Origin of the sequence: Mycobacterium sp. 012931 (genome assembly GCF_000419295.1) — a bacterium.
GTDB lineage: Bacteria > Actinomycetota > Actinomycetes > Mycobacteriales > Mycobacteriaceae > Mycobacterium > Mycobacterium marinum.
Genome location: NZ_AOPX01000001.1, coordinates 3376152 through 3401010 on the forward strand (window position 1 = coordinate 3376152; position 24859 = coordinate 3401010).

A 24859-nucleotide genomic window follows, 5' to 3' on the forward strand; every position below is an offset into this window, starting at 1 on the left:
TTGGCGCCCTGGTCGGGCTTGCCTCAAAAGTCGATTCCGGCATCTTCTAGGACGGAACCCAAGCCGGTTGAATGCTGCGACACCCCAAAGTGATTAGACAGATTCCGCTCTGGGTCTGCGTCGACCAGCAAGGTCGAGATCCCGGCTCGCGACGCTTCCCCTGCCAGCATTATCTGCCAAAGCGTTTTCGCTGTTCCGCCCTTGCCGGAAAGCACCAGCGCCGACACGGCTACCACTGCGTGCCTCCGCCGAGTGCCTGACTCACCTGCGCTACATCCCTCCGTCACGTTCGCGCTATGGCCAGACATCGCGCGCGGTAGTTAGCCTATAGGTTGCCGGAATTCTGCACAGCCGATCATCGAGCTCAACTTGGCGACTCCTGTCGGACGCCCAGGCAGGACATGGCACATCCAGCGCCGATGCTGCACCGGCGCATCGCGAGGGCTGATGACTTCTGGACCTCGGAGTGCTCCTAGGAGCAACGATATTGTCGGTTGAGCATGCAATTGGTCGGTGGCGAGTACGTGCCGAGCAACACTCCTCGGAATCCACCGGTAGCTGAACCGCCAGGTGCAATGACGCGATTCCAGTTCGCGGGGCTCACAACATAGTGCGTGCCGGATTGCGCGACGGTGCTATTCCACGCGTGCGAGATGGATTCTCCCGCCGGCAAGTCGAATTCAAGCCGCCAGTCGCTCATCGGTACCAGGCTCGCATTGGTGATCGCGAAGCGCGCGATGAAGCCGGTCTGCCACGTATGTTCCACCGTCAACGTTGCCGTGGCCGCGGCTGCGTGAGCCTCGGGGCTAATGGCGAGTCCGGGGATGGCGACCATCAACGCCAACAGAGTGACGTGAAGCGCTGTACGCCAGCGCTTCACGAAGCTGTCCAGTCTGGCCATGACAGCCAACGCTAGAGACACCAAAGCGATATTGGCCGTTGCGTCGCGGGTGGGCTGCAGTACCTTTGCGCAACCGAAACCGTCATGAGATGTCGGCATCGCCGCACTCGTCGGGCCCCGGGGTGCCCCGCATTGGCCCCGCACTGTCGCGCAACTGACCGTCGGCACAGTCAAAGCGCCCGGCAGACGATCTCAGGGTTCGAGGATCAGTTTCCCGGTCATGCGGCTGGTCTGGCTGAGCCGGTGGGCCTCCTCGGCGCTGGTGAGTGGGAGCTTCTGGGCGATGCTCACCCGCAGCTTGCCGGCGGCCACAGCATTCACCAGCGGTTCCAGCCGCGCGCCGTTGGGTCTGCCCAGGATTGCCTTGGATTTGAACGGGGGCACCACCACTTGCACGGCGGAGCTGGGCTCGTCACCGGCCACCATGATGTGGCGACCGCGCGAAGACAGCAGTGCCCGACACCCGGCGCCGGAGTAGCTGCCCACGCAGTCGATCACGACGTGAAATGGGGCATGCGGCTTGGCCTGCGCCAGTGCGTCGCCCTGGTTGTAGTCCAGAACGAGGTCGGCCCCTAGGTCCTTGACCATCTCGACGTTTTTTGTCGAGCACACGCCGACCACGAAGGCCTCCTGCAGCTTGGCGATCTGCACGGTCAGCTGGCCCACGCCCCCGGAGGCACCCAGCACCAGCACGCGCCGGTCGGCGGGCGGCACTTGCCGGATTCGGCCCAGCTCCACGACCGCCATCCAGGCGGTGACACCGCCCACGGGCAAGGCGGCGGCCACTGCGATGTCGACCGTGTCCGGGACGCGGCAGAGCTGGTCCTCGCGCACCAGCACGGTGTCGGCGTATGAACCCCGCTGACCACGGGAGAAGTTGGTGCCGCCCACCACCCAGTCTCCCGGGGCGGCGCGCGTCACGCCCGGACCGACCGCCTCGACCACTCCGGCGAAGTCCACCCCCACCACCACCGGTGGCTTTGGTCCGATCAGGCGTGCCGCCAGCCGCAGGGGGCCCGAGCTGCGCATCTTCCAGTCGACCGGGTTGACCCCGATCGCCTGGACCTGTACCCGGACTTCGCCGGCTTTCGGTTCGGGCGTGGGTAGCTCGATGAGTTCTAGCGGTTTTGCCGGATTCCACGTTCGCTGCGCCATGGCCTTCATGCCCCAGAGGCTAGTGAAACGGGTTCCCTACCTGTGACACCGGACCGGTCCCCGGGTCTCGGGTCGGTCAGGCGCCGGCGGGACTTACGGCATGGAAGATCGCCGTGCGATATGCATCGATTTCCTCGGTACCATTGATGGCGCTAGAGAAAGAAGGATTATTTCGATGAGGTTGACGACGTTTTCTGGTGCCCGCCGTGGCTTTGGAAAAGTATTGGCAATAGGCGCTTTTTGCGCCGCATCTGCCCTCATTGCTGCCGCCCCCGCCGGCGCGGACCCGGTCAACCCGTTTGACCCTGCGGATTGCATGGCGAATGCGGATGCCCTATGCAACCTCGGCCCGTATGGGCCCAGGGAAAGCGGGCCGAACAGTCCTCTCAACCCCGCGAGCCCGATGGATCCGGTAAACCCGATGAACCCGGCAAATCCGGCAAATCCGATGAACCCGGCAAATCCGATGAGCCCGATGAACCCCGCTAATCCCAGCCATTTCTGAGCGGTTCCAAAGGGCACAGCTCAATGCGCCGCGTGGCGCCGCCGCTTCGCCTGGTCGGCTACGGCAGGGCTACCAATTGGGGCGGTGACCAGTGGCTGTAGCCTGAGCGCCGTGAAGTCCTTCCGGGTTTATTCCTCCGCTGTACTTGCCGCCTGCGTCGCGGCAATCGGGGTTCCGCTCGCCGCATCGGGAACGGCAACCGCCGCCGCTTCGTGTCCAACCGCGGCGCCGTCCAGTGGCACGACGCCGGAGTGGACGCTCAACGGGGCCACCGGCAGCGTTGCCGTCACCGGATCCACCGAGACGGCGGCTCCAGTCGTGAAGGTGTCGACCCCGTTCAGCGTGAATCAAACCCAGGTGCACACGCTGCAAGCCGGCGACGGCCCCGTGGTCCCGGGTACGGCGAGGGTTTCCGTCTGCTACATGGGCGTCAATGGGCGCGACGGGTCGGTCTTCGACAGCAGCTACGAACGGGGCGCCCCGGTCGTCTTCCCGCTCAATGGGGTGGTGCCGGGCTTCCAAAAGGCCATCGCGGGACAAAAAGTCGGCTCCACGGTTGCCGTCGCAATGACCTCCGCCGATGGTTACGCCGACGGCCAGCCCAGCGCTGGCATCCGTCCGGGCGACACACTGGTCTTCGCGATCAAGGTCCTCAGCGCCTCGAACTGATTCGCGGCCTGCGGGCCGTGCGACCTGAGTTGGCGGTCCCCGTCGTTTGGTTGCCTCGACTAGGGCGAGCCGTTGAGCCCTTCGTCGCCCAGCAGGACCCCACCTGACCCACCGGCGCCGGGGGTGCCGGTTCCAACGTTGCCGCCGTTGCCGCCGTCGCCGATCAGCACGGCGTTGCCGCCAGTGCCGCCGTCGCCTCCAACGCCGCTCGATAGCGACTGTCCGCCGGCCCCGCCGGCCCCGCCGATTCCCAACAATTGACCGCCGGCACCGCCGTTGCCGCCCGAGACCCCGTCGCCTGCACCGACCACGCCACCGAACCCGCCGGCTCCACCGGCCCCACCGAAGCCCAGCCACCCGGCTGCCCCGCCCATCCCGCCGTCACCAGCGGTTTTCGTGCTGGAACCGCCAAATCCTCCAGATCCCGCACTGGAGAACAACAGGCCGGCGTTGCCGCCGTCCCCGCCGTGCCCACCCACGACACCCAGGCCAAATCCACCGTCACCGCCGGCCCCGCCGCTGCCGAACAGCATCCCGGCATTGCCGCCGGTGCCACCAATCCCCCCAGCCACATCGCCAAATCCGCCGCTCCCGCCCGCACCGCCGGGCCCGCCGAACGCTCCGGCATCGCCCCCGGCCCCGCCGGCGCCACCGTTTGCCGACTCGCTGGCTCCCCCCGCCCCGCCGTCGCCGCCACCGGCGCCGACCAGCCCACCCAGTAGGCCGCCGGCCCCGCCGCTCCCGCCGCCACCACCGTCTCCGTTGACGCCAGCCCCGCCGGCACCGTCCAGCCCGGCCGCACCCAACAGCCCGCCGGCCCCGCCGCTCCCGCCGCCACCACCGTCTCCGTTGACGCCAGCCCCGCCGGCACCGTCCAGCCCGGCCGCACCCAACAGCCCGCCGGCCCCGCCGGCACCGCCGCTCCCGCCGGTACCGCCGGTCAGTGAGAATCCGCCGACCCCGTCGACCCCGTCGACCCCGTGACCCCGCCGACCCCGCCGGCACCGGATAGCCACCCGCCCGCCCCACCGGAGCCGCCGCCGCCGCCGTCATCGGAGGCCGAGCCAGCGCCGGCGCCGCCGGTGCCGCCGGTACCGATGAGCCCGGCTGCCCCGCCGTCACCACCGGCGATACCCGAGCCGGCAGCTCCGGAGCCGCCGGCCCCGCCGTCACCAAGCAACCAACCCCCGGGCGACCCACTCGCGCCGCTGCCGGTAGCCCCCGGGGCTCCATTGCCGATCAGCGGGCGCCCGGTGGCCGCCTGAATGGGGGCATTGACCGCGGTCAGCGCTTGTTGCTGCAAACTGTGCAGCGGTGAGCTGCTCGCCGGGGCGTCGAATCCGTCGGCTCCCAGCAGCACACCACCGGTACCGCCGACACCATTGCCACCGTTGCTCGGACCCGCTCCGCCGGTACCGGCGTTGCCACCGTTACCGATCAGCACTCCGTTGCCGCGGTTACCGCCGTCGCCTCCAGCCGCCGTACCTTCGCCACCCGCGCCACCGGCGCCTGCGTTGCCGATCAGCAGGCCCGCCCGGCCTCCCGTTCCCCCCTGGCCCCCAACACCGCCGGTGCTGGAGCCGCCGACTCCGCCGACGCCGCCGTCGGAGAACAGCAATCCGCCGGCCCCGCCGCCCCCACCCGGGCCGGTGGTCGCGCCGGCACCGCCTTCCCCGCCGGCCCCGCCGCTGGAGAAGAACAACCCACCGTCACCGCCGGTCCCCCCGGTCCCCCCGGCCGCCCCGGATGTACTGCCGAATCCTCCGGTCCCGCCCGCCCCACCGGTGCCGAATAGCCCCCGCACGCCGAACATCCCGCCGGCGTCACCGCCGGAACCACCGCCGCCGCCTGTCACACCGCCGTATCCGCCGGTGCCGCCGGCCCCGCCTGGGCCACCGAGCACCCCAGCGCTGCCACCCGTCCCGCCGGCTCCGCCATTGTGTTGTCCCATCCCGCCGATGCCGCCATCGCCTCCGCCCGCACCGACCAGTCCGGCCCACGGCCCCCCGGCTCCTCCGGCCCCACCGGTCGCGCCACTCCCGAGACGGCCCGCTCCGCCTGCCCCGCCGGTTCCGCCGGCACCCAGCAGACCCCCGGCCCCGCCGGCCCCGCCGACCGCGCCAACGTCGCTGGTCGCCCCACCTGCCCCGCCGACTCCGCCACTACCCGACAACCAGCCCCCGGTCCCCCCAACCCCTCCGGCACCACCGTTACCGACCGTGGAGCCGCCCCCGGCCCCGCCCGCACCTCCGGATCCCAGCAGCCCGGCCGCCCCGCCGTTACCTCCCACTTGGCCGGTGGCGCCCGACCCGCCGGCGCCGCCATCGCCGAGCAGCCAGCCGCCATCGCCACCATTGGCGCCGGTGCCCGGCGCACCGTTGGCGCCATTGCCGATCAGCGGCCGCCCGGTCAACGCTTGTACCGGCGAATTGATCGCCTCCAGCAGCTGCTGAAGCGGTCCGGTGTTGGCGGCCTCCGCAGCTGCGTAGGCGCCTCCGGCGCTGCTCAGCGCCCGCACAAACTGCTCGTGAAAAGTTATCGCCTGCGCGCTCAACTGCTGATAGGTCTGACCGTGAACAGAAAACAGCGCCGCGATCGCCGCTGATACTTCGTCTTGGGCCGCGGCGACGATGGTTGTGGTCTGCGTCGTCGCCATGGCGTTGGCGGTGTTGACCGAAGAACCTATGTCCCTTAGCTCGGTGGCCGCGTGTACCACGATTTCCGGAACCGCCGTCAGCGCGGTCATGTCGAACCTCCATAAAGCTCACAACCAGCCGGGGGGTTCCCGGCTGGTTTCGACGAGCTCGGGTCAGCAACAGCCTATTGTGATGCGGGCCACTTTCGCTTCGGATTCCGGCGCGAACTCAGCGCTCCGTGTCGCTGTGGTGCACGGCGTCGATCGCCCGGTAGATCCGCTGTTCACTGACCGGACGCGGGGTGCCGAGCTGCTGGGCCCACAGGCTCACCCGCAACTCCTCGATTTGGCGGCCGATGTCGCGGACGTCGGCGGCGCTGGCCCGTGCCAGCGGCAGCGCGTGCACAAGTTCGTCGTAGGCCTCCACAACGGCTTGTACCCACTCCATCCGGTCCCGGTCGGCCGCAACGGCATGCGGCAACCGGTCAAGGCGTCGACGGATCGCGATCAGGTAGCGGGCGAGGTCGCCGAGATGTGCCCGCCCGGTTGCGGCCACGAAGCCCGGTGGAACCAACCGGTCCAGCTGGGCGCGGATATCGGCGATCGCGTCGGTCTGCGCCGACGGTGGCTTCGCGGGCAAGGCGAGCTGCACCTCCTGCGCGGCGGCGAGCACCTTCGCGACGCGCCCCACGATGTCGATGGTCATCGGGACCAGCGCTTTCGCCACGTCGGCGCACAAGGCGACGAACTCGGCCCGCGTCCATACCGGCCCCGGTGTCAGTGCGTCGGTCGCCGCGTCGGCGCAGTCGTCGAGCAGCGCGGTCAGCGAACCATCCGGGTTGGTCCCGAGCAGCAGGCGGGTGCGTGGGTCCAGCTGGCGTTCGACGGCTTTCAGCGGTGCGGCCACACCGAGCCGCACCAGCCGCCGGGTGCCGGGTGCCATCGCATGGTCACGTTCGGCTGATGTCGCGAACACCCGCAAGTCCACGTGCGAGCCTTGATCGACGAACCCCGGGAACCCTCGCACGGCCCGCCCGCCGACGCTGCGCTCGACGACGCGCGCCAGTTCGTCCACGTCATCGGGCCAGGCGCGCAACCCTTTTCGTTCCAGATCGCCGGCAACCGCGTCGGCGACCGCCCGCTGGGCGGGGGCCGCCAGCTCGGCGTGCAGCGCCTTGAGGTCCTTGCCGCGGGCGACCTCGGTGCCATCGGCGGATTCCACGGCGAAATTCACCCGCAGGTGCGGTGGCAGCTTGGTCAGGTCGAAGGCATCGATGGGTACCAAGACGCCGCTGCGACGCCGTAGTTCGCGCTGCAACGCCTGCATTAGCGGCTCTTTGGCCGGGTCGATCCCGGCCAACACCGCCCGGACGGCATCGGGGGCCGGAACGAAGTTGCGGCGCAAGTCTTTCGGGAGTGAGCGGATGAGCTCGGTGACCAGTTCTTCGCGAAACGCCGGCACCTGCCAGGCGAACTGGTCGTCCCCCAAGCGGGCAAGCACGTCGACCGGCACGTGCACCGTGACGCCGTGATCGGCGGCGCCGGGCTCGAACCGGTAGGTCAGGGGCAGTGCCGCGTCGTCGGTCTGCCAGGCGTCCGGCCGATCGGTGTCGGCAGGATCATCGCTGCGCAGCAGCTCATTTCGGGTAAAGGTGAGCAGATCCGGCGTCTGGTGGCGCTGCTTTTTCCACCACGTGTCGAAGTGCCGTGCGGAGACGACCTCGGCGGGGATGCGGGCGTCGTAGAGCTCATAGACGTCATCGTCATCGACCAGCAGGCCGCGTCGGCGGGCCCGCTCCTCCAGTTCTTCGAGTTGCGTGCGCAACCGCGCGTTGTCGGCAAAGAAGTGATGACGGGTCTGCCAGTCGCCCTCCACGAGCGCATGGCGGATGAACAGCTGCCGTGCCACCGTGGGCTCGACCCGCGAGTACCCCACGCGTCGGCGCGCGGCCAGCGGCAAACCGTACAGCGTCACCCGTTCGTAGGCCATCACCTCGCCGCGCTTGGCGTCCCAGTGCGGTTCGCTGTAGCTGCGTTGGGCCAACTCCCCCGCAACTCGCTCGACCACTTCCGGCTGGATGCGGGCGGCGATGCGCCCGTAGAGGCGACTGGTCTCGACCAGCTCGGCCACCACGACCCAGCGTGGCGGTCGCTTGGTGAGCACCGATCCGGGCGCCAGAACGAACCTCGAGTTGCGCGCACCCAGATACTCCCGGCCGTCTTCACGGCGCATCCCAACATGCGAGAGCAGCCCGGCCAGCAGCGCCGCGTGCACCCGGGCGGGCTCGGCCGGATCATCCGATTGCGGTCCTGACTCGGCTAGGCCGAGGTCGCGACAGATGCTGCGCAGCTGTCCGACCAAGTCCTGCCACTCCCGGATGCGCAGGTAGTGCAGGAACTCGTTGCGGCACATCCGCCGGAAAGCGCTGCGTGACAGAGCCCTTCGCTGCTCGCCGAGGTACCTCCAGAGGTTGAGGTAGGACATGAAGTCCGAGTCCTCGTCGGCGAATCGGGCATGCTTTTGGCGGGCTGCCTCTTCGCGGTCGGTTGGTCTTTCCCGCGGATCAGGGATCGTCAGCGCCGCGGCTAGGACCAGGACCTCACGCAGACACCCCTCCACCCCGGCCTGCAGAATCATCCGGCCCAGCCTGGGGTCAACCGGCAGCCTCGCCAAGCGACGGCCGAGATCGGTGATCGCGCCGGTTGGGTCGAAGGCGCCGAGTTCCTGCAACAGCTGTACGCCGTCGCGAACGCTGCGCCGATCCGGCGGGTCGAGAAATCCGAAGTTCTCGATCTCGCCCAGCTGCAGCGCCGCCATCTGCAGGATCACCGCGGCCAGGTTGGTCCGCAGTATCTCCGGGTCGGTGTATTGCGGTCGGGCGGCGAAGTCGTCCTCGGAGTAGAGGCGGATGCAGATGCCGGGGGCAACCCGACCACATCGGCCGGCCCGCTGCGCGGCGGACGCCTGGGAGATCGGTTCGATCGGTAGCCGTTGCACCTTGAGGCGGCGGCTGTAGCGCGAGATGCGGGCATTGCCCGGGTCGACGACGTAGCGGATGCCCGGCACGGTCAGCGATGTCTCGGCCACGTTGGTTGCCAGCACGACGCGGCGCCCGGTGTGCGGCGCGAACACCTTCTGCTGCTCGGCGGTCGGCAGCCGGGCATACAGCGGAAGCACCTCGGTGTGTTCGAGGCCGCTGAGTGCCTCGGCCGTATCGCGGATCTCACGCTCCCCGGACAGGAAAACCAGGACGTCTCCGGGGGCTTCGTTTTGCAGTTCGTGGACCGCGTCGACGATCGCCTCCACCTCGTCGCGGGTCTCGGTGCGGACGATTTCGTGGTCCGGGTCGTCCGGGTCGCTGGAGTCTTCCGGGGACCCCGTCGAAACGGGAACCTCCAACGGCCGGTACCGAATCGCGACCGGGTAGGTCCGTCCGGACACCTCGATGATCGGCGCCCCACCGAAGTGGGCGGCGAAGCGTTGCGGCTCGATCGTCGCCGACGTCACGATCAGCTTCAGGTCCGGGCGGCGCGGCAGCAGCTCGCGCAGGTATCCGAGCAAGAAATCGATGTTGAGGCTGCGCTCGTGGGCCTCATCCAGAATCAGCGTGTCGTAGCGCAGCAAGCGTCGATCGCGCTGGATCTCGGCGAGCAGAATCCCGTCGGTCATCAACTTGACCAGGGTGCGCTCGCTGACCTGGTCGGTGAACCGGACGGCGTATCCGACCGCGTCGCCCAGCGGGGTTTGCAGCTCGTCGGCGATGCGTTGCGCGACCGTGCGGGCGGCTAGCCGCCGAGGTTGGGTGTGTCCGATCGTCCCGCGGACCCCGCGGCCGATGTCCAGGCAGATTTTCGGTAGCTGGGTGGTCTTGCCCGACCCGGTCTCCCCCGCGACGACGACCACCTGGTTCGCCCGTATCGCCTCGGCGATCTCCTGGCGACGCTCGCTGACCGGCAGGTCGGGGTAGGTGATCGTCGGAACGGCGGCTTGTCGCGTCGCAATCAGCGCCTCGGCCGCAGAAATCTGGACAGCGATCTGCTCGGTCAGCTGCTGCAGCCTCTCCGGCTTGGCGCCGCGAAGCCCCCTTCAAGCGCCTGCCCAGACGCACGGCGTCACGGGTGCTCAGACCGTCGAGACGGCTGCGCAGCTGCGCAACGGACAGATCGGCCACTCCGGTCAGGATAGGCGGTGCCGCGTTGCCCCTCGATAGCGCGGTCCGCGGATCTGACCGGGCACCGAAAATGCGTTGCCAGCTACCTGATTTGGAGCCATCATGCTAAGGGCTTGCAGCCGGGCCTTGGCGAGAGCCGGCGCTTGGGGTGACGAACTGAGGAGCAGGGATTGTGAAGCTGGCAGGGGCGTTATCGCTGCGCGCGAACGCGGCGCGGCGGGTCGAGCAGCTGCGCACGCGCATCGTGGGCAACGCCCGCTATCAAGAAGGCGAGGAACCGGCCGAGGATGCCGCGGCTCTGCTCGCCGAAGCCGGCGAGACGCTGGATGAGTACGAGACGCTGATCCGGCGCATCAACCGCACCAACGCCGCCACGGCGATCGGCGCGGACGGCACGCTGACCGACGCGCTGGCCCGCCGAGACGCCCTGCGTCTGCGTCACTACGTGCTCACCGCCGCCGCGGACGCGGCCGCCGGTAGCAACCAGCCCACCTACTCGCGCCAACTGCGGTCCGAGCTCAAGATGCTGCCGGCCCTGCCCGTTGCCGAACTGCGCGCCCAGGCCGACGAGCTCGCCCGCGAACTTCGTGAGCTCGATGTTCGGATCCAACAGTCCAACTGGGAGGTCGAGCTGCTGGATTAGCGGGCCGAGGTGGAGCAGGTAGTTGTCGCGGAGGCGTGCACAAGCCCAAGATCGGCGGGCAAAGTCCGGTCTCTGCTGGCGCGCGGAGGGCAGCGCAGAGGGTTCGATTCCCTCCTTGACATCGCAGCCCAGCATTGCGCACCGGTGATAGGGCACAGCACACAGCACATCACCACGTGCAGATCCGTGATGGCGAGGGCGGGTAAGGGGCACCCACCTTGGCGTAGCAGTGCGGGCGGCACCGGGGTGCAACACGGCACCCCGGTGCGCGCTACCGCGGCCCGTTGGTGTGCAGGTAGAGCGTCGGTCCCACTGGCAGCCGGCCGCTGGTGGTCAGGTCGAGCAGGGCGGCCATCGCTTTGGCCGTGTAGACGGGTTCGAGATCGAGATGCTCGGATTCGCGCGCGAGTTTCAGTGCCAGAGTCCCCTGGCTGGTCGGGTGGCCGTAACCGGGCCCCAGCCAGTCGCGCAGCAGGGTCAGCCGTTCGGCAGGCAGGTCGATGGACGGTAGCTTGGCGCCGCGATCTTGCAGCAGACGTGCGGCCCGTCGAGCCAGCGATGTGATCGATCGATGGTCGAGTCGGAGCTTGTCGTTGACAACGACGCCGATCACCTGAATATCGGTCAGGCCGGCGAGCGTGAGGCCCAGGTGCAGGCCGGCCACCGTACCCCCAGACCCGACCGCGGTGACGATCGACGATGGCGTCGGCAGCGCACTGTCTCTAAGCTGCGCGGCGAGTTCGAATGCTGCCTCGACATAGCCGATGACTCCCAGGGGTGAGGACCCGCCGGCCGGTAGCAGGTAGGGACGTCGGTGGCGCAGGTATAGGTACGGGGCGGCGGCCACCGTTCGTGCCTTGGAGCGCGTCAGATAGATGTCGGCACCGGATGCCCGAAGGCGGTCGAGCTGGGCTTCGACATGCTCGTCTACCGGCTGGTCGATGAGTGCCAGAGCGGTGTGAATGCCCAGCTCGGCGGCGTAGAGCGTGGCCGCGAGTCCCCAGTTGGTGCCCAGCCCACCGAAGGTCAGGATCGTGCTTCGCCGTTGGCGCCTTACTTCGGGCAGCAGCCATTCCAGTTTGCGGACTTTGTTGCCGCCCCAGCCCCCGTTGCCGTAGGCGCCGTCGTCTTTGATCCAGATCGACGGGCAAGCGCTGATCAGATGGGACAGGGGGCGCACGGGTGTGGGACCGTCGCCGAGGGTGACGCGCTCGAGGGTGGTGCGCAGCTCGGGGAATCGCTGATGCAGGTAGGCGTTCACGCGGCTACCGGGCCTAGGGAGCCTCGCATCCGTGACCTCGCGAACAGCCACCTCTGGGCCGGTCGAGCATCAGCATCATTGGACGTCCACACTTCGGCCATTATCACCGATGCCAGCGCGGCGGCGGCGAATATGAAGCCCGGTCACGGCAGTTGTGACCCAACCTCAGCAAACTCGTCGCCAACATGGCTGTTCCAGCCGCTCCCCCTCGAACGGATTTGATGCTGCCGCCGAGGGGGGCACCCCAGGGGCCAATCAACAACGCCGGAGCCCTGGGGGGCACCCCACCTACATTTGGATCTCAATCCGCAACAGCGTCGCCTATCCGCCTGGCTTCCCGCTGTGATTTAGGTGTGAGCGTTGGGCCCAAAGCGTGCGCGTCGAGTAATCTAAGCCGCGCAGCTGGTTTGCTGGCGGCATTCTGAGTGTTGTCGGCATCAAGCGGCGGAGGCTTTCGCAGCTTCGTCGTGAGAGGGAACCCGGTGGGAATCCGGGACTGTCCCGCAGCGGTATGCAGGAACGAACACCGTCATCGGCACTGGCCCCACAGCCTGGGACTGGGAAGCGACGGTTAGTAGGAGCACCATCGTCGGTGCGGGCCTGCGAGTCCGAAGACCTGCCAGTTGCGCCGGGCACGTTGTGTTCGGCGCGCGTCGCCTCGTGGATTGGGCGGATGGTCGTAGGTATGCAGACACGGTGCCGGGCAGACGGCGCCATTCATCGGCTCTAGCGGCTAACACGGTTCACCAGGCGCGGGCATCCCGTCGTACCGGAGGACTATTGATGGCCCCACGTGCCCACACCGTCAGGATGTCGGCCGCGCCTCACATCGGTGAGCATCGGTTCGCTGGTGGTGATCGATGACCGCGCCGATCTGGATGGCGGCGCCGCCAGAGGTGCATTCGGCCCTGTTGAGCAGCGGCCCGGGCCCCGGTTCGTTGCTAGTGGCCGCGGGCGAGTGGACTTCGCTGAGCATCACCTACGCCGAGGCGGCGGAGGAACTTGCCGCTCTGCTAGCCGCCGTACAGGCCGGAGCGTGGGACGGTCTGACCGCCGAAATCTACGTGGCGGCCCACGTGCCATATCTGATGTGGCTGATATAGGCCAGCGCCAACAGCGCTGCAATGGCCGGTCAGCAGCAAACCGCTGCCGCCGCCTACACCGCCGCCCTGGCGGCGATGCCGACATTGGCGGAGCTGGGGGCCAACCACACGATCCATACGGGGCTGGTAGTCACAAATTTTTTCGGCATCAACACCATCCCAATCGCGGTCAACGAAGCGGATTACGTGCGGATGTGGATTCAGGCCGCCGCGGTCATGGGCGGCTACCAGGACGTCTCGGCCACGGCGGTGGCTGCCGCGCCGCAGCCCGCCCCGGCCCCGCCGATCATGAACGCCGCCGCGCCGGCGGCTGCCGCCGCACAGGCAGCGGAGCTACCTCCCGACCGGCAAAGCCAGTTTCTGCAATGGCTCAAGGACATCGGGTATGTCGACCTCTACAACAAGCTGATCAAGCCGTTCGTCGATTGGCTGGCGAACATCCCCTTCCTGCAGGCGCTGTTCTCCGGATTTGACCCGTATCTGCTCACCCTCGGCAATCCGCTCACCTACCTCAGCCCGCTCAACATCGCCTTCGCCCTCGGCTACCCGATGGACTTTGCTACGTATGTCACCCTCCTGTCACAAACGTTCGCATTCATCGGTGCCGACCTTGCCGCCGCGTTCGCGTCGGGCAATCCCATGACCATTGGCCTCACCATCTTGTTCACCAGCGTGGAAGCCATTGGCACGATCATCACCGATACGATCGCGCTGCTGAAGACCCTGCTGGAGCAGACCGCTGTGCTTCTCGCGGCCCTGGCACCGATGTTGGCCGCTCCGCTGGTGCCGTTGGCGGCCGGCGCGGTGCTGGTGCCGCTTGGTGCCAAGGGGTTGGCGGCGCTGGTCGCCGTGCCGCCACCGGCGCTACCGGTCGCCGCGCCCGCCGCTCCGCCGGTCGCGCTAACCCCCAACGTCCCGCCCACTCCCCCGGCGCCAGCACCCGGGGACGCGAGCACCCTTACCCTCACGCAGGCTCCGCCGCCACCGCCGTCGACCGCACCACCGCCGGTAAGCGGTGCTGGTCTGGGAGTGGGGATGGAGAATTTCGGCTACATGGTGGGTGGCCTGGGCGCGGATGCCAAGAGCGCCGCACGTGCCAGCGCCCGCAAGAAGGCCCCGCGGCCCGATGGTGCCGAGGTGCCGGTCGTCGCGCCGGCCCCATCGGAGCCGGCTCGCTCGCAGCGCCGCCGGCGCACGAAGGTCGGCCAGCTCGGCCGCGGCTTTGAGTACATGGATTTGGAATCGGAGACGGCTCCCGACTCGATGACGGGCAGCGAGCGAATCACCACCGCGTCCGGCTTGGCAGGTAGTGCGGGGACTTTCGGGTTCTCCGGTGTCGCCGGCAAATCCGGCGACCGCACCGCAGCCGGGTTGATCAAGTTGGCCGGTGACGGGTACGACGACGGCCCGCGAACACCTGCGATGCCGAGCACCTGGGATGGCGACCCGGCGCCCTCGCCGGACTAGCCCGCAGACCTGGGTCGATGACCGCCTACGCCTACTGGTTCCGGTCGATCCACTGGGTGAGCGCATCCTCGAGCGCGGCCCCGACGCTCACCCCGGCAGCGGCGGCTGCCTGCTCGAAACGTTCGACCACTTCCGTCGGCGCCGAGGCATTCAGCGGTGAGCGTTCGGGTTTTGGCTTCGGCGGCTGGGCTACCGGCACATGCCGAGCGGTGGTGGCCTCCATGGTCTCGCGCAGTGCGGGAATCTCATCAAGCAGGCGGGCGAGATCGTCGCGGCCGATTCGCAATACCTCGGCCGGGCCGGTTGTCGTTACTGTCGCAGACCGCAGTTTCCCACGGCGAAGCGCAGATTCACCGATCACTTCGCCGGGCCTTAGTACGGCGATGCGGTCCCGGCCGACGTAAACGCCGGCCTCCCCTCTGAGCAGGATGTAGCAGGCATCTGATGGAGTCTGTTCGCGGATCAAAGGCCACGGCACGGACTGCGAAATGCGCTGTGCCGCCTCCACGACACGCTCCAGCTCAGCATCGGAGAAGGCGTCGAAAGCGGAGAATTCGCGTAGCCGACGGGCATCTTCGGCGTTGCTCTCGATGTCGACATCCATGCTGCGCCCCTGACCTGCGATGTGTCCTTGACATCGTGGAGCCTACGCGGGTTTTGCCCCGAGACGAGGACGAATTTTTGCAGGTGGCATGCCGACGATCCCGGCCCGCTCCGGTGCGCGACGGATCCGTTCGTTGTTGGACCGCCTACACCGCGGTTGGGGACTGCGACTGCCCGCCAAGCCCGTGACCGTTGACAGCGGGACCAGCGGGGGGCGGTCCGTCGGGTCCGCCCGGGCCGCCGGGTCCGCCCGGTCCGGCTGGATCAGGGGGCCCGCCCGGTCCGCCGGGACCGAATCCGCCAATACCGGGACCGCCGGGTCCGCCCGGTCCGGCTGGATCAGGGGGGCCACCCGGTCCACCCGGTCCGCCGGGGCCGCCGGGGCCACCGGGCCCAAGCTCGCCCATGCCGGGTCCGCCGGGTCCGCCGGGTCCGCCGGGTCCGCCGGGTCCGCCCGGACCGCCTGGCCAACCTGGGCCGGGGTCGCGCGGGTTGGGTCCTTGGGGACCGAACTCCGCAAGACCGGACAGTTCAATTTTCGGGCTGTCTTGGGCGATGGCTGCCCCGGCTTGGGTAGCGGTGGCCATACCCGAACCGACTACCCTGAAGCCGGCGATTACTAGGGCAGTCGTTGCGGTGAAGTGCGCGAATCCTGTCATATGTGTGTTGATACAGAGGCGATCTGAAACCAACCTGAAGACTGCAACTGTCGTCGGTGCTGCGCCCGGCGGACGAGGCCGAGTAGCGCCGGTCAGCTCTCAACCGTCCTGCCGGCGGGCGCTCATCGGCGAGATAGCCATGGCGGGTCCGCCATGGGCGAGAGTGCTGGATTAGCGTGCGCGCAGCGTGATGTCGGAGATCGCGGTACGGCTCTCCCCCTTGGTTGTGCCCAGCTTGCTGATCCACACCAGCACATTGGCCGTTTTCGTCGTGCTGTCCACCCGGATGCGGTTGTGCCCCGGATGAAGTGCCACGTTGGGCGTCAGCGCAGTGGTGTCGGACAGGCTGGCCGGAGTCGCGCTGCCGGCCGCACGGATCTGCACTTCGGTCCCGGTGCTGGGCACGTCGATGGTCACCTCGCTCAGCGCGGTCGGCTTGGCAAGCCGCAGTATCAGACCCACCCCCTGCTTGAAGGCGGGGAACGGGGTCGCATCGACATAGGTGTCGGTTGGCCACGCCGAGTTCGGGTCGCCGTCGATGGCGAGGCCGGCCTGCCCGGGATGATCGGGTGTACCACCCGGAGAGAACACGGTGGCCTGCTGCGCTTTCACCACCGGGCCCGGTTCGCTGGTCGACCACAACCCGAACCCGTGGGTTAAGACAGCGGCCACCGCAATCGCCGCGAGCGCCAGCAGCGCCGCGACGATTGCGAAGGCCCGGCCTTTGCGTGACTTCGAACCGGGGGGTCTGGCCGGTGCGCTGGCCTCGTCCTCTTTCAGGCCCCCCTCGACCTTCAATGCCGACGATCGCCGTCGGCCCCGATTTGCGGCGGTGTAGTTGACGACCGCATCGGCGAACAGCGTGCTGCCATCCCAGATTCCGCTGACCCCGACCGCGTCGCCGTTGGCGAGTTGCCCGGTGATTGACGTGCCGCGCAATTCGACCGGAATGACGGTGTGTGGTTCGCCGGTCGACTCGTAGCGCTGCACGCAGAACAACCAGACTTCTTCATCCTGCTCGGGTCCGGCCGGTCGCTTCTGGACCGAGACGGCGGTGCCGTCCACCGTCATGCGCTCCAGCCGCTTGGTGTGACGCGCCTTGCCGGCACCGGGCTGGTCGGCAGCACCGAGTGAAGCGGTGGACACGCCTGCCTCTGACGGGTGTGGCTGAGCTTGCGCCGACGGGGCCGTGCCGGACGGACGTGCGGGTTCTAACGCTTCGGCCGACATCTCCGCGTTGACGTCGAACGGCTCGGTGGATGTGGCGCCGCGGCGGGCCTGGTGCTCGGCGATGCTGCCGGGCCCCGCGGCAAGAGTCTTGGCGAAATCGATGCACCGGGGATACCGATCATCGGGATCCTTGGCCAGCGCCTTGGCGAACGCGGCATCAAGGTGCGCGAGTTTGGGGTGGTGCTTGGAGATCCGGGGCGGAGGCATGTTGAGGTGTTGGCCGACCACCACGGCGCGATTCGAGTGATCGAAGGGTGGCACACCGGCCAGCAGGTGGAAGGCCGTCGCCGCCAGCGCGTATTGGTCGGCGCGACCGTCAAGCGGCTTACCGGTAAGCTGTTCGGGTGCTGCGTAGGCCACGGTGCCGATGGCGATTTGGGCCTCGGTCAGACGGTGCTTGTCATCGATTTCGCGGGCGATACCGAAATCGGTCAGCAGTACCCGGCGCCGGGCGCTCTCGGATGGCTCTGTGACCAGGATATTCGCCGGTTTGACGTCTCGGTGCAGCAGGCGACGCTCATGCGCAAAGTCCAGCGCTTCGGCCACCGCGGTCACGATCTCGATGACGTCTTCCAGCGGCATTCCGGACCGGTAGCGCTGTTCCACCAGGTGGCGGGCGTCGGTACCGTCCACATAGTCCATCGAGATCCACAGCCGGCCGTCGAACTCGCCGCGGTCATGCACGCCGACGATGTGCGGATACCACAGTGTGGCCGCGAGCTCGGCTTCACGGGTGAATCTGGCGCGGAACTCGTCGTCGTCGGTGGCGTCGAGGGACAGGATCTTGAGGGCGTCCAGACGGGGCAGACGGGGATGCTGGGCGAGGTAGACCTCACCCATGCCGCCGGTGCCGAGCAGCCGCTGAATGACGTATCCGGCGAAAATGTCACCTTCGTTCAGCGGCATATTCGAAAGCCTAGCCGGGTGGCTGCCGCGGCCCGTGGCCTGTCATTGGCCCGCGGGCAGGTCCGGTGCGACATCGACGGACGGCCCAATCTCGACCGCCGGGGTGGGGTTCTCCGTGCGGCGGGCCCCGCGCGGAGCGCTCAGACGTCGATCACCCGGGTATCGGGGTGAACGTACTTCCAGGAAAACCAGTACTCGTCGGAGACCGCGATGGGCGTGAGGTTCGCATTGAGCCGACCGCGAACACGGTGTCCGGTGAGGTCCCAGGTTGTTGCGCTGGTCTTGTCGTGCAGCAGCAGGTCCGCACCGAGGCTCAGAGCGACGTCGTGTCCATCGACGCGGGCCCGGAAACCGTTGACGGCACCGTGCACCGCGACTAGGTAGCAGCCCGTCTCCGGGTCCTTCACCACGCCATGCTCGAGCAGCTTGTCCTTGACATAGACCGGGCTCGGGCGGCCTGCGGACTCCAGAACGCCGACGACCCGGGTGCGGGCTGGCATCGACTGATCGCGGTCCTCGCGCCGCAATCCCGGTGTGGCCTGGCTGGCGAGGATCCGCCGCCACACTCCGTGGATGGGCAGCTCGAACGGCCGCAGATCCTTCTCGGTGACGTCGACAACCTGTGGGAGCGGCTCGAGCTGTTTCACATCGGCCCAGGAAAGGATCTGAAACGAAATCATGTTCAGCGTGTGCGGATGCAGCGGGCCGACGATCGAGCTGAAGGTGCCCTGTTGGAAGAACGTCTTGGTGCGCCGGTCCGCGACGATCATGTTGGCGTTCTTGAAGGAGCCGACGAACAGCGGTCCGATGTCGGTGACGTCGAACGGAATGATGCTGCGACACATGGCGCAGTACGTCAGCGAAACGGTGGCCTCGCCGAAGCGGTCGTTGACGATGTGGTGGTGGATCACATAGTCGAGCGGGTACGCCTTGCTGACTCCCTGGTACTCGATCAGGGCCAGTTGCATGTCGTCGTGCAGGGGCAGCCGCAGCGCATCCGGTGCCATCGGCGGGAAGTCCACCGCGGGGAACACCACCTCCTGGTGCAGGCGGTAGGTGAACACCGTTGCCAGCGCCAATAGCAGCAGAGGCCACAGCGCGGCGAGTGGAAACGTCCCCTGCCGAAGGGCCGCCCACCCGACGACGAGAACGCCCACGGCGAACAAAGTCCACACCGCAGGCTTACGCACCCGGTAGTGGTAGTAGACCCAGGGGGCGGGAAAAGCCGGGATGAGCGTCAGATAGAACGCGCCGGTGCTGACGACGAGTGCGACCAGGGCCAGAACGTAGAGCAGCGCGAGCATCATGCATCCCTTTCGTCGAGCAGGACTTCACCGAATCGGTCCAGCAGGCCCATCGCGGCGCGCAGAGTGTCCCGTTCGGCCGGCGTGAACTCCCCCATCGCCGCGGCTAACCGCCCAAAATGGTCGGGCGCGATTTCTGCGACGAGCCGGCGCCCCCGCTCGGTCAGTTCCACCAGCTGATTGCGCCGGCTTGTCGGATCGGCGCTCCTGCGCACCAGTCCGGCGCTTTCCAATCCGTTCACGATCCCGGTCACGGTGGGTCGTCGTACGGCGATGCGTTCGGCGATCGCCGAGGGCGTATGGCGGCCCTCTGGCGCCGCGCCCAATGTGATGAGCACCGCGAACCGGCCGGACGACAGGCCGTACCGCTGCAGGTGGCTTTCGACGGTCCGCACCAGCCGAACCGAACCGGCAAACAACGCGGTGCCCAGTTCCGCGTCGTCGACGGCGAGTCCGGGTGCGGACGCGGCGACCCATTTCAGCGTCTCTTGCCTGGTGGTCTCGATCGGCTGCGGCAGCTGAGGAACCTTGCGCGTCCCGGACATAGTTAGGAGCCTAATCATTATTGGGCGCGGCGTCGAGACCGCACCCAATCGCTCCGGCATGCTCGGCTACCGGGGCTTGGTTGTGCTGGAATCGGGGTTATGACGCAGGCAGAGCCTTTGACCATGCCGCTGGAAGACGCGATGCGCACACAACGGTCGATTCGACGGCTCAAGAGCGACCCGGTAGACAACTCGCTGGTACTGCATCTACTGGAGCTGGCCATGAAGGCGCCGACCGGTTCCAACGCGCAGAATTGGGAGTTCATCGTCGTCAAGGACCGCGAGGTGGTCGCCAAACTGGGCCGCCTCAATCGCCGCGCCATGCAACTGTTCGGCCCGATCTACCGGCGTTCCATCGCGCGCCGAGGCGACGAGAAGATGCTGCGGCTGCAGAAGGCCGTGCAATGGCAGGCGGACCACTTCGAAGAAATCCCGGTTGTCGTGGTGGCCTGCCTCAGGGGCGTCATCGCGCCCTGGCCGCGGATATCGACCAGCAGCGCCTACGGTTCCATCTATCCCGCCGTGCAGAACCTCTTACTGGCCGCGCGTGCGGCGGGACTGGGCGCGGGGCTGATCACCGTGCCGCTGTGGAGCACGGTGCTGGCGCGGCGTGCGTTGGGCCTTCCGTGGAACGTGACGCCATGCGCGGTGGTGCCGCTTGGATGGCCGATCGGTAAGTACGGGCCCACCACGCGCCGGCCCGTCGCAGAGATCGTTTCGCTGGACAGATACGGCAATCGAGCGTTCCGGTAGGAACCGGTCGCCGGACCCGAATTGCGACCATCCGCCGGGCATCGGATCCGTGAACCCGCGGCGCGGCAACCCTGTGGCGCGCTACGCCCTTGGCCCTACGCTGGCGGACATGGCTATCGAATCCACCATGCTTGCCCTGGGCACCCCCGCACCGCACTTCTCACTGCCCAACCCGGCCACCGGAGCCACGGTCAGTCTCGAGGAGCTGACCGGTCCTGCGCTTGTCGCCACCTTCATCTGCAACCACTGCCCCTATGTCCAGCACGTCGCCGCCGGGCTCGCGCAGCTCGGTCGTGATCTGGCGGATCAGGGTGTGCCGATGGTCGGCATCTCCAGCAACGACGCGGTCACCTACCCCCAGGACGGGCCGGACCAGATGGCCGCCGAGGCTCGCCGGCACGGGTGGACGTTTCCCTACCTCTACGACGAAAGCCAGGACGTCGCCCGCGCCTTCTCCGCGGCCTGCACACCCGACACCTTCGTGTTCGATGGCGAGCGCCGACTCGTCTACCGTGGCCAACTCGATGACTCACGCCCACGCAACGACCTGCCGGTGACGGCCGCCGACATCCGGGCCGCCGTCGATGCCATCTTGGCGGGGCGTGCGGTGCAGCCCGATCAGCGGCCGTCGATCGGCTGCGGCATCAAGTGGCGCTGAGCACGGCGCCATTTGCCGGTTCGCCCCGGCGCTCGCCGCTCAAGCCAGGCCGAGAAGCTGCAGGTCGCTGGCGTACTTGGCGATGATCGCCGGGCCGACATGGGGAATGTCGTTGTCGCGGCCGATTTTCGCCTGCCGTACCGCACCGCGAAACCGTGGTGCGGGCGCGATGCCGCCCCGGATCGGCTCGGCGGGTTCTCGATAGTTCTGCAGCAGCGGAAGCAGTGAATGACGACGCTTGCGATCCGGCAGCGCGTGCAGCGCCGTCTCGAATCGACTCAGCCACTCGCCATAGTCGGGAATGCGCCGGATGGGGCAACCGGCATCGACTAGCCAGTCGACGTACTCGTCCAACCCAACGCCGTCGTGGTGCGGATTCGCCACATGGTGGACCTGGAACCCGTCGTGGCGCCGCGCCCCCAGGGTGGCCACCGCCTCGGCGATGAATTCGACGGGCAATCCGTCGAAGTGGGCGGGCTGGCGTTTGCCGTCGGGGCCCAGCCGGTAGAACGAGGCGGGCGCGATCCCGGTGGCCGCCACACTGAGCATCAGCCGGGTGAAGGTATCGGCGAGGTTGAGCTGGCCGGCGTAGCTGGTGTCCGCCAGGATCATGTCGCAACGAAAGACCGTGACCGGCAGTCCGCACAGATCGTGAGCCTCACGTAACAACACCTCGCTGGCCCACTTGCTGGTGGTGTAGCCGTTGGCATAGCTGTCATCGATGGTTCGGGTGCGGCTGATCTCCCGGATGTCGGCGTCTTCGGTGAATGCGGACGGTTCGATCTGGTTGGCCACGCTGACGGTCGAGACGTAGGCATAGGGCTTGCGTTTGGTGGTGAGTGCGAGGCGGAGCAACTCGGCGGTGCCCGCCACGTTGGAGGCGAACAGCTGCCGGTACGACAGCACGTGGTTGACCAGCGTGGCGGGGTCGACGATCAGGTCGACCGTGTCGGCCAGTCGCTGCCAGGTTGGGCCGTCCAGACCGAGACCTGGTTCGCTCTTATCGCCGGCGATGACCTCCAGGCGGTCGACAGCGAGCTGCCGAAAGTGCTCGGGCAGCCGCGGATCGCCGCTATCGAAGGCCGTATCCAGCCGAACCCGGGCTTGTTCGTCGGACGCGGCTCGCACCAGACAGATCAGCTTGCCGCCGACGGCCCGCAACCGGCGCAGCCATTCCAGCACCAGGTAGCGTCCCAGGAATCCGGTTGCGCCGGTGAGTAGCACCGTCCGCGCCCGGGCATCGGCAGCGGGCAGGCTCGTGGCAGCTGCGAGCGTCTTGGTGTCCAGGAACTTGGCCAGTTTCAGGTCGCCGGCGTGTACCGAGGTCGCCCGCGGCGCGTGCACCGACGCGAAGCTGGGCCCCGACCATCCGGCACCGCGCCGGCTCTCGACGTGGCTGGCCAGCGCCCGCAAATCGGTTGCCGGGCCGAGGATCACACCGACCGGAACATCGAAACCGTAGATGTCGTATAGCAGGTTGGAGAACGTCACCGCCGATACCGAATCCCCGCCCAGATCTTTGAAGTGGGCCTCGGGCCGCGGCTCGGTGGTCGCCGTGCCCAACAGCGCCCCGGCGGCACGCCTGATGGTCTCGAGCGCCGGCAGCCGCCCACCGGTTTGGCGCAATCGGTGCAGCCGGCGGGTCTGGCTGTCGGCCAGCTCGGCGTACAGCAGCTCCAGACGTGCGCCATAGCGCTGCGTGAGGTGCGGCCGGGCCAGCTTGTGGATTGCGGTGAGCAGGCCGTTCTGCGGTGTGAAGGGGGTTGTCTCGACAATGAAGTCGCGTGGGATCTCGTAGGGTGCCAGACCGGCCGACATGGCAACGCGGTGCAGCGATGTATGGAGCTCGGCCTTGAGTTCGGCGCGACCGTGGCGCGACTGTGCGTCCTCGGTGGGCACGACTACCGCCAGTGGGTAGGCGCGAGCACCGTTGGCATAGACGAAGATCTGCCGGACCAACGGGCTATTGGCAAATATTGCTTCTAGTCGCGAGACCGCGACGAACTCCCCCTGCGACAGCTTCAGCACGTTGTTGCGCCGGTCGAGGTAGGCGAGCCGATCGGGGCCGACTTGGGCCATGATGTCACCGGTCCGGTAGAAGCCGTCCGGGTCGAAGACCTGGGCGCCGTCTTCGGGGTCCCGGTAGTAGCCGGAAAACAGTGTCCGCGTTTTGACCAGCAGTTCGCCTCGCGGATATGGCCGGTCGGTAAGGAAATAGCCCAGTTCCGCAACGTCGACCAGCTTGTAGTCGATCACCTGGGGACGCTGAACCTCGTTGTTGATGATGACCGTTCCGGCTTCCGTGGAGCCATAGCCCTCCATGACGTCCAGATCGAGCAGGGATTCGACGGATGCTTTCATCTGCTCGGAGATTGGCGCGGAGCCCATCATCGCCAGCGCATACCGTCCGCCGAGCAGCACCTGGCGTAGGTCGGCCGCCACGCGAGCCTTCAGCGCGCCCGGGTCGGCGCCCTCGGCTGTGCCGTCCCCGAGCCGACGGTCGACTTCGCGCCCAAACCTCTCCAACAGCATGTCCCAAATGCGCGGTGGAAAGCCCAATTCGGTGGGCCGGACCAACGCGAGATCATCGAAGAGCGTCGAGAGGTCGCTGCGGGCCGTGAAATACGCGGTGCCGCCGTTGGACAGCGTCCCGTAGAGCACCTGGCGGCCGTTCGCGTGGCTCATCGGCATGAAGTTGAGGGTGATCGAAGGAGCGGTTCGTTGTTCGGTCGGTTCGACCTCGGCTTTCGAGGTACGCCAGAAGTCCGCCACCCGGTTGCGGGTGTAGACGACGCCCTTGGGTGCCCCGGTGCTTCCGGAGGTATAGATCAAAAGCGCCGGTGCATCAGCGGACTGGGCGCCGCAATCGGCCTCGGCCGGCCGCACCGTTCGACCGCGCGCGATGATGGCGGTGAGCTTTTCGACGGTCACCGGGATGGCGGCCAGGCGCGCGCGAGCGGCTTCGAGGGCTTCGCGGTGTGCGTCGAGTTCGGGGCGGTAGTCGAACACCACCACCCGGTGTGGTGCGCCGTGCGACAGCACTAAAGAGATTGCATCGGGCAGGTTTTCGGTACTCGAGGCGATCAGGCTGGGCTGGGTCTCGGAGACGATATGGCACAGCTGGGCGCGGGCCGCATTCGTCGGCAACGGAACCGATACCGCGCCGAGCAACGTCAGCGCCAAGTCGATGGTGGCGTAGTCGATGCTCGCGAATCCCAGCACACAGACCCGCTGACCGCGATCCGCAAGTGCCTCGGCGGCGAATGCGTTGGTCAATGCATTGGTGCGGTTCCACAACTCCCGGTAGGTGATGGTCTCGAACTCCGCCAACAGCTGCGCCGAGCTACGCCCGGTATTCGGATCGGTAACAACGCGCGTCGCCCGCTGCCCAAGTGCCGGACGTTGCGGGTATCCGTCCATCACCGTTTGAATGATCTGTCGTAATCCCAACCCGGACTTGCTGATTGCGATACCGACCGTCGTACTGGGCCGGGCGGCGGCGAATTGCGCATCGGTGGAGTAAAGTTGCTCGATGCGACGAGCGCTCCGCTGTGCACGGGTATCCACACAGGTAATTGACAACAAACTTCACCTCCCGTGGAGGTTGACCCGGATAAGTGGCAGGCCCTACTACTACCCTAGGGGGGTATGGTATACACCGAAGGGAGATTGATGATGAGGATGAAAGTT

At 67.6% G+C, this 24859-nt stretch carries 16 protein-coding genes, 2 pseudogenes and 1 riboswitch; of the genes and pseudogenes, 6 read left to right on the forward strand and 12 right to left on the reverse strand.

What is annotated here, in order from left to right; all coding sequences use genetic code 11:
• Positions 1-23: 23 nt before the first annotated feature.
• The 3 genes from MMSP_RS29360 to MMSP_RS14855 form a co-directional block, all read right to left on the reverse strand.
• The gene (locus MMSP_RS29360; protein ID WP_255342208.1) at positions 24-308 is read right to left on the reverse strand and encodes a ParA family protein; all 285 of its coding nucleotides are present in this window, start codon (positions 306-308) and stop codon (positions 24-26) included.
• A gap of 164 nt (positions 309-472) precedes the next feature.
• Complete coding sequence (locus MMSP_RS14850) at positions 473-901, reverse strand: cellulose-binding domain-containing protein (protein WP_012394646.1); 429 nt, start codon at positions 899-901, stop codon at positions 473-475.
• Between the two features lie 192 nt (positions 902-1093).
• Entirely contained in the window at positions 1094-2065 is a 972-nt protein-coding gene (locus MMSP_RS14855; RefSeq protein WP_020787288.1) for an NAD(P)-dependent alcohol dehydrogenase, read from the reverse strand.
• A 91-nt stretch (positions 2066-2156) separates the two neighbouring features.
• Between MMSP_RS14855 and MMSP_RS26100 the strand changes: the two genes are divergently transcribed.
• Entirely contained in the window at positions 2157-2561 is a 405-nt protein-coding gene (locus MMSP_RS26100; protein ID WP_235065755.1) for a hypothetical protein, read from the forward strand.
• A 102-nt stretch (positions 2562-2663) separates the two neighbouring features.
• Positions 2664-3230, forward strand: a complete 567-nt coding sequence (locus tag MMSP_RS14860; RefSeq protein WP_223161717.1) for an FKBP-type peptidyl-prolyl cis-trans isomerase — start codon at positions 2664-2666, stop codon at positions 3228-3230.
• A 59-nt stretch (positions 3231-3289) separates the two neighbouring features.
• Here the strand turns inward: MMSP_RS14860 and MMSP_RS29855 are convergent, their stop codons facing one another.
• From MMSP_RS29855 to hrpA, 3 genes and pseudogenes are all read right to left on the reverse strand, one after another.
• Positions 3290-4246 carry a PE-PGRS family protein gene (locus MMSP_RS29855; RefSeq protein ID WP_369797318.1) on the reverse strand — a complete coding sequence of 319 codons (957 nt, stop codon included), beginning with the start codon at positions 4244-4246 and terminating at the stop codon, positions 3290-3292.
• Positions 4171-5976, reverse strand: a complete 1806-nt coding sequence (locus MMSP_RS14865; RefSeq protein WP_020787291.1) for a PE family protein — start codon at positions 5974-5976, stop codon at positions 4171-4173. The genes MMSP_RS29855 and MMSP_RS14865 overlap by 76 nt, the downstream gene beginning before the upstream one ends.
• Positions 5977-6094: 118 nt before the next feature.
• Positions 6095-10037, reverse strand: a pseudogene (hrpA, locus tag MMSP_RS14870) (ATP-dependent RNA helicase HrpA).
• Positions 10038-10209: 172 nt separating this feature from the next.
• Here hrpA and MMSP_RS14875 point away from each other — a divergent pair.
• The gene (locus tag MMSP_RS14875) at positions 10210-10680 is read left to right on the forward strand and encodes a DIP1984 family protein (RefSeq protein WP_020787293.1); all 471 of its coding nucleotides are present in this window, start codon (positions 10210-10212) and stop codon (positions 10678-10680) included.
• A 271-nt stretch (positions 10681-10951) separates the two neighbouring features.
• Here MMSP_RS14875 and MMSP_RS14880 read toward each other — a convergent pair whose 3' ends face one another.
• On the reverse strand, positions 10952-11941 hold the full coding sequence (locus MMSP_RS14880; RefSeq protein WP_020787294.1) for a 1-aminocyclopropane-1-carboxylate deaminase/D-cysteine desulfhydrase: 990 nt from the start codon (positions 11939-11941) through the stop codon (positions 10952-10954).
• A 425-nt stretch (positions 11942-12366) separates the two neighbouring features.
• Positions 12367-12580: riboswitch (cobalamin riboswitch) on the forward strand.
• Positions 12581-12801: 221 nt separating this feature from the next.
• Here MMSP_RS14880 and MMSP_RS14890 point away from each other — a divergent pair.
• Positions 12802-14511, forward strand: a pseudogene (locus tag MMSP_RS14890) (PPE family protein).
• 31 nt (positions 14512-14542) lie between these two features.
• On the opposite strand, the gene MMSP_RS14895 reads toward MMSP_RS14890, so the two are convergent.
• The 4 genes from MMSP_RS14895 to MMSP_RS14915 form a co-directional block, all read right to left on the reverse strand.
• Positions 14543-15115: a cyclic nucleotide-binding domain-containing protein gene (locus MMSP_RS14895; RefSeq protein ID WP_011740220.1), complete on the reverse strand. Its 573-nt coding sequence runs from the start codon at positions 15113-15115 to the stop codon at positions 14543-14545.
• Positions 15116-15944: 829 nt separating this feature from the next.
• Positions 15945-17909: a serine/threonine-protein kinase gene (locus MMSP_RS14905; protein ID WP_020787298.1), complete on the reverse strand. Its 1965-nt coding sequence runs from the start codon at positions 17907-17909 to the stop codon at positions 15945-15947.
• A 140-nt stretch (positions 17910-18049) separates the two neighbouring features.
• The gene (locus tag MMSP_RS14910) at positions 18050-19213 is read right to left on the reverse strand and encodes a DUF3179 domain-containing protein (protein ID WP_036427294.1); all 1164 of its coding nucleotides are present in this window, start codon (positions 19211-19213) and stop codon (positions 18050-18052) included.
• Positions 19213-19758: a MarR family winged helix-turn-helix transcriptional regulator gene (locus MMSP_RS14915; RefSeq protein ID WP_012394635.1), complete on the reverse strand. Its 546-nt coding sequence runs from the start codon at positions 19756-19758 to the stop codon at positions 19213-19215. The genes MMSP_RS14910 and MMSP_RS14915 overlap by 1 nt, the downstream gene beginning before the upstream one ends.
• Before the next feature lie 123 nt (positions 19759-19881).
• On the opposite strand from MMSP_RS14915, the gene MMSP_RS14920 reads away from it, so the two are divergent.
• Together MMSP_RS14920 and MMSP_RS14925 are read left to right on the forward strand one after the other, a co-directional pair.
• A complete protein-coding gene (locus tag MMSP_RS14920; protein WP_020787300.1) occupies positions 19882-20511 on the forward strand; it encodes a nitroreductase family protein in 630 nt (209 codons plus the stop codon).
• Between the two features lie 109 nt (positions 20512-20620).
• Positions 20621-21169 carry a thioredoxin family protein gene (locus MMSP_RS14925; RefSeq protein ID WP_036427296.1) on the forward strand — a complete coding sequence of 183 codons (549 nt, stop codon included), beginning with the start codon at positions 20621-20623 and terminating at the stop codon, positions 21167-21169.
• 39 nt (positions 21170-21208) lie between these two features.
• Here the strand turns inward: MMSP_RS14925 and car are convergent, their stop codons facing one another.
• A complete protein-coding gene (gene car, locus MMSP_RS14930; protein WP_369797319.1) occupies positions 21209-24736 on the reverse strand; it encodes a carboxylic acid reductase in 3528 nt (1175 codons plus the stop codon).
• Positions 24737-24859: the final 123 nt, after the last annotated feature.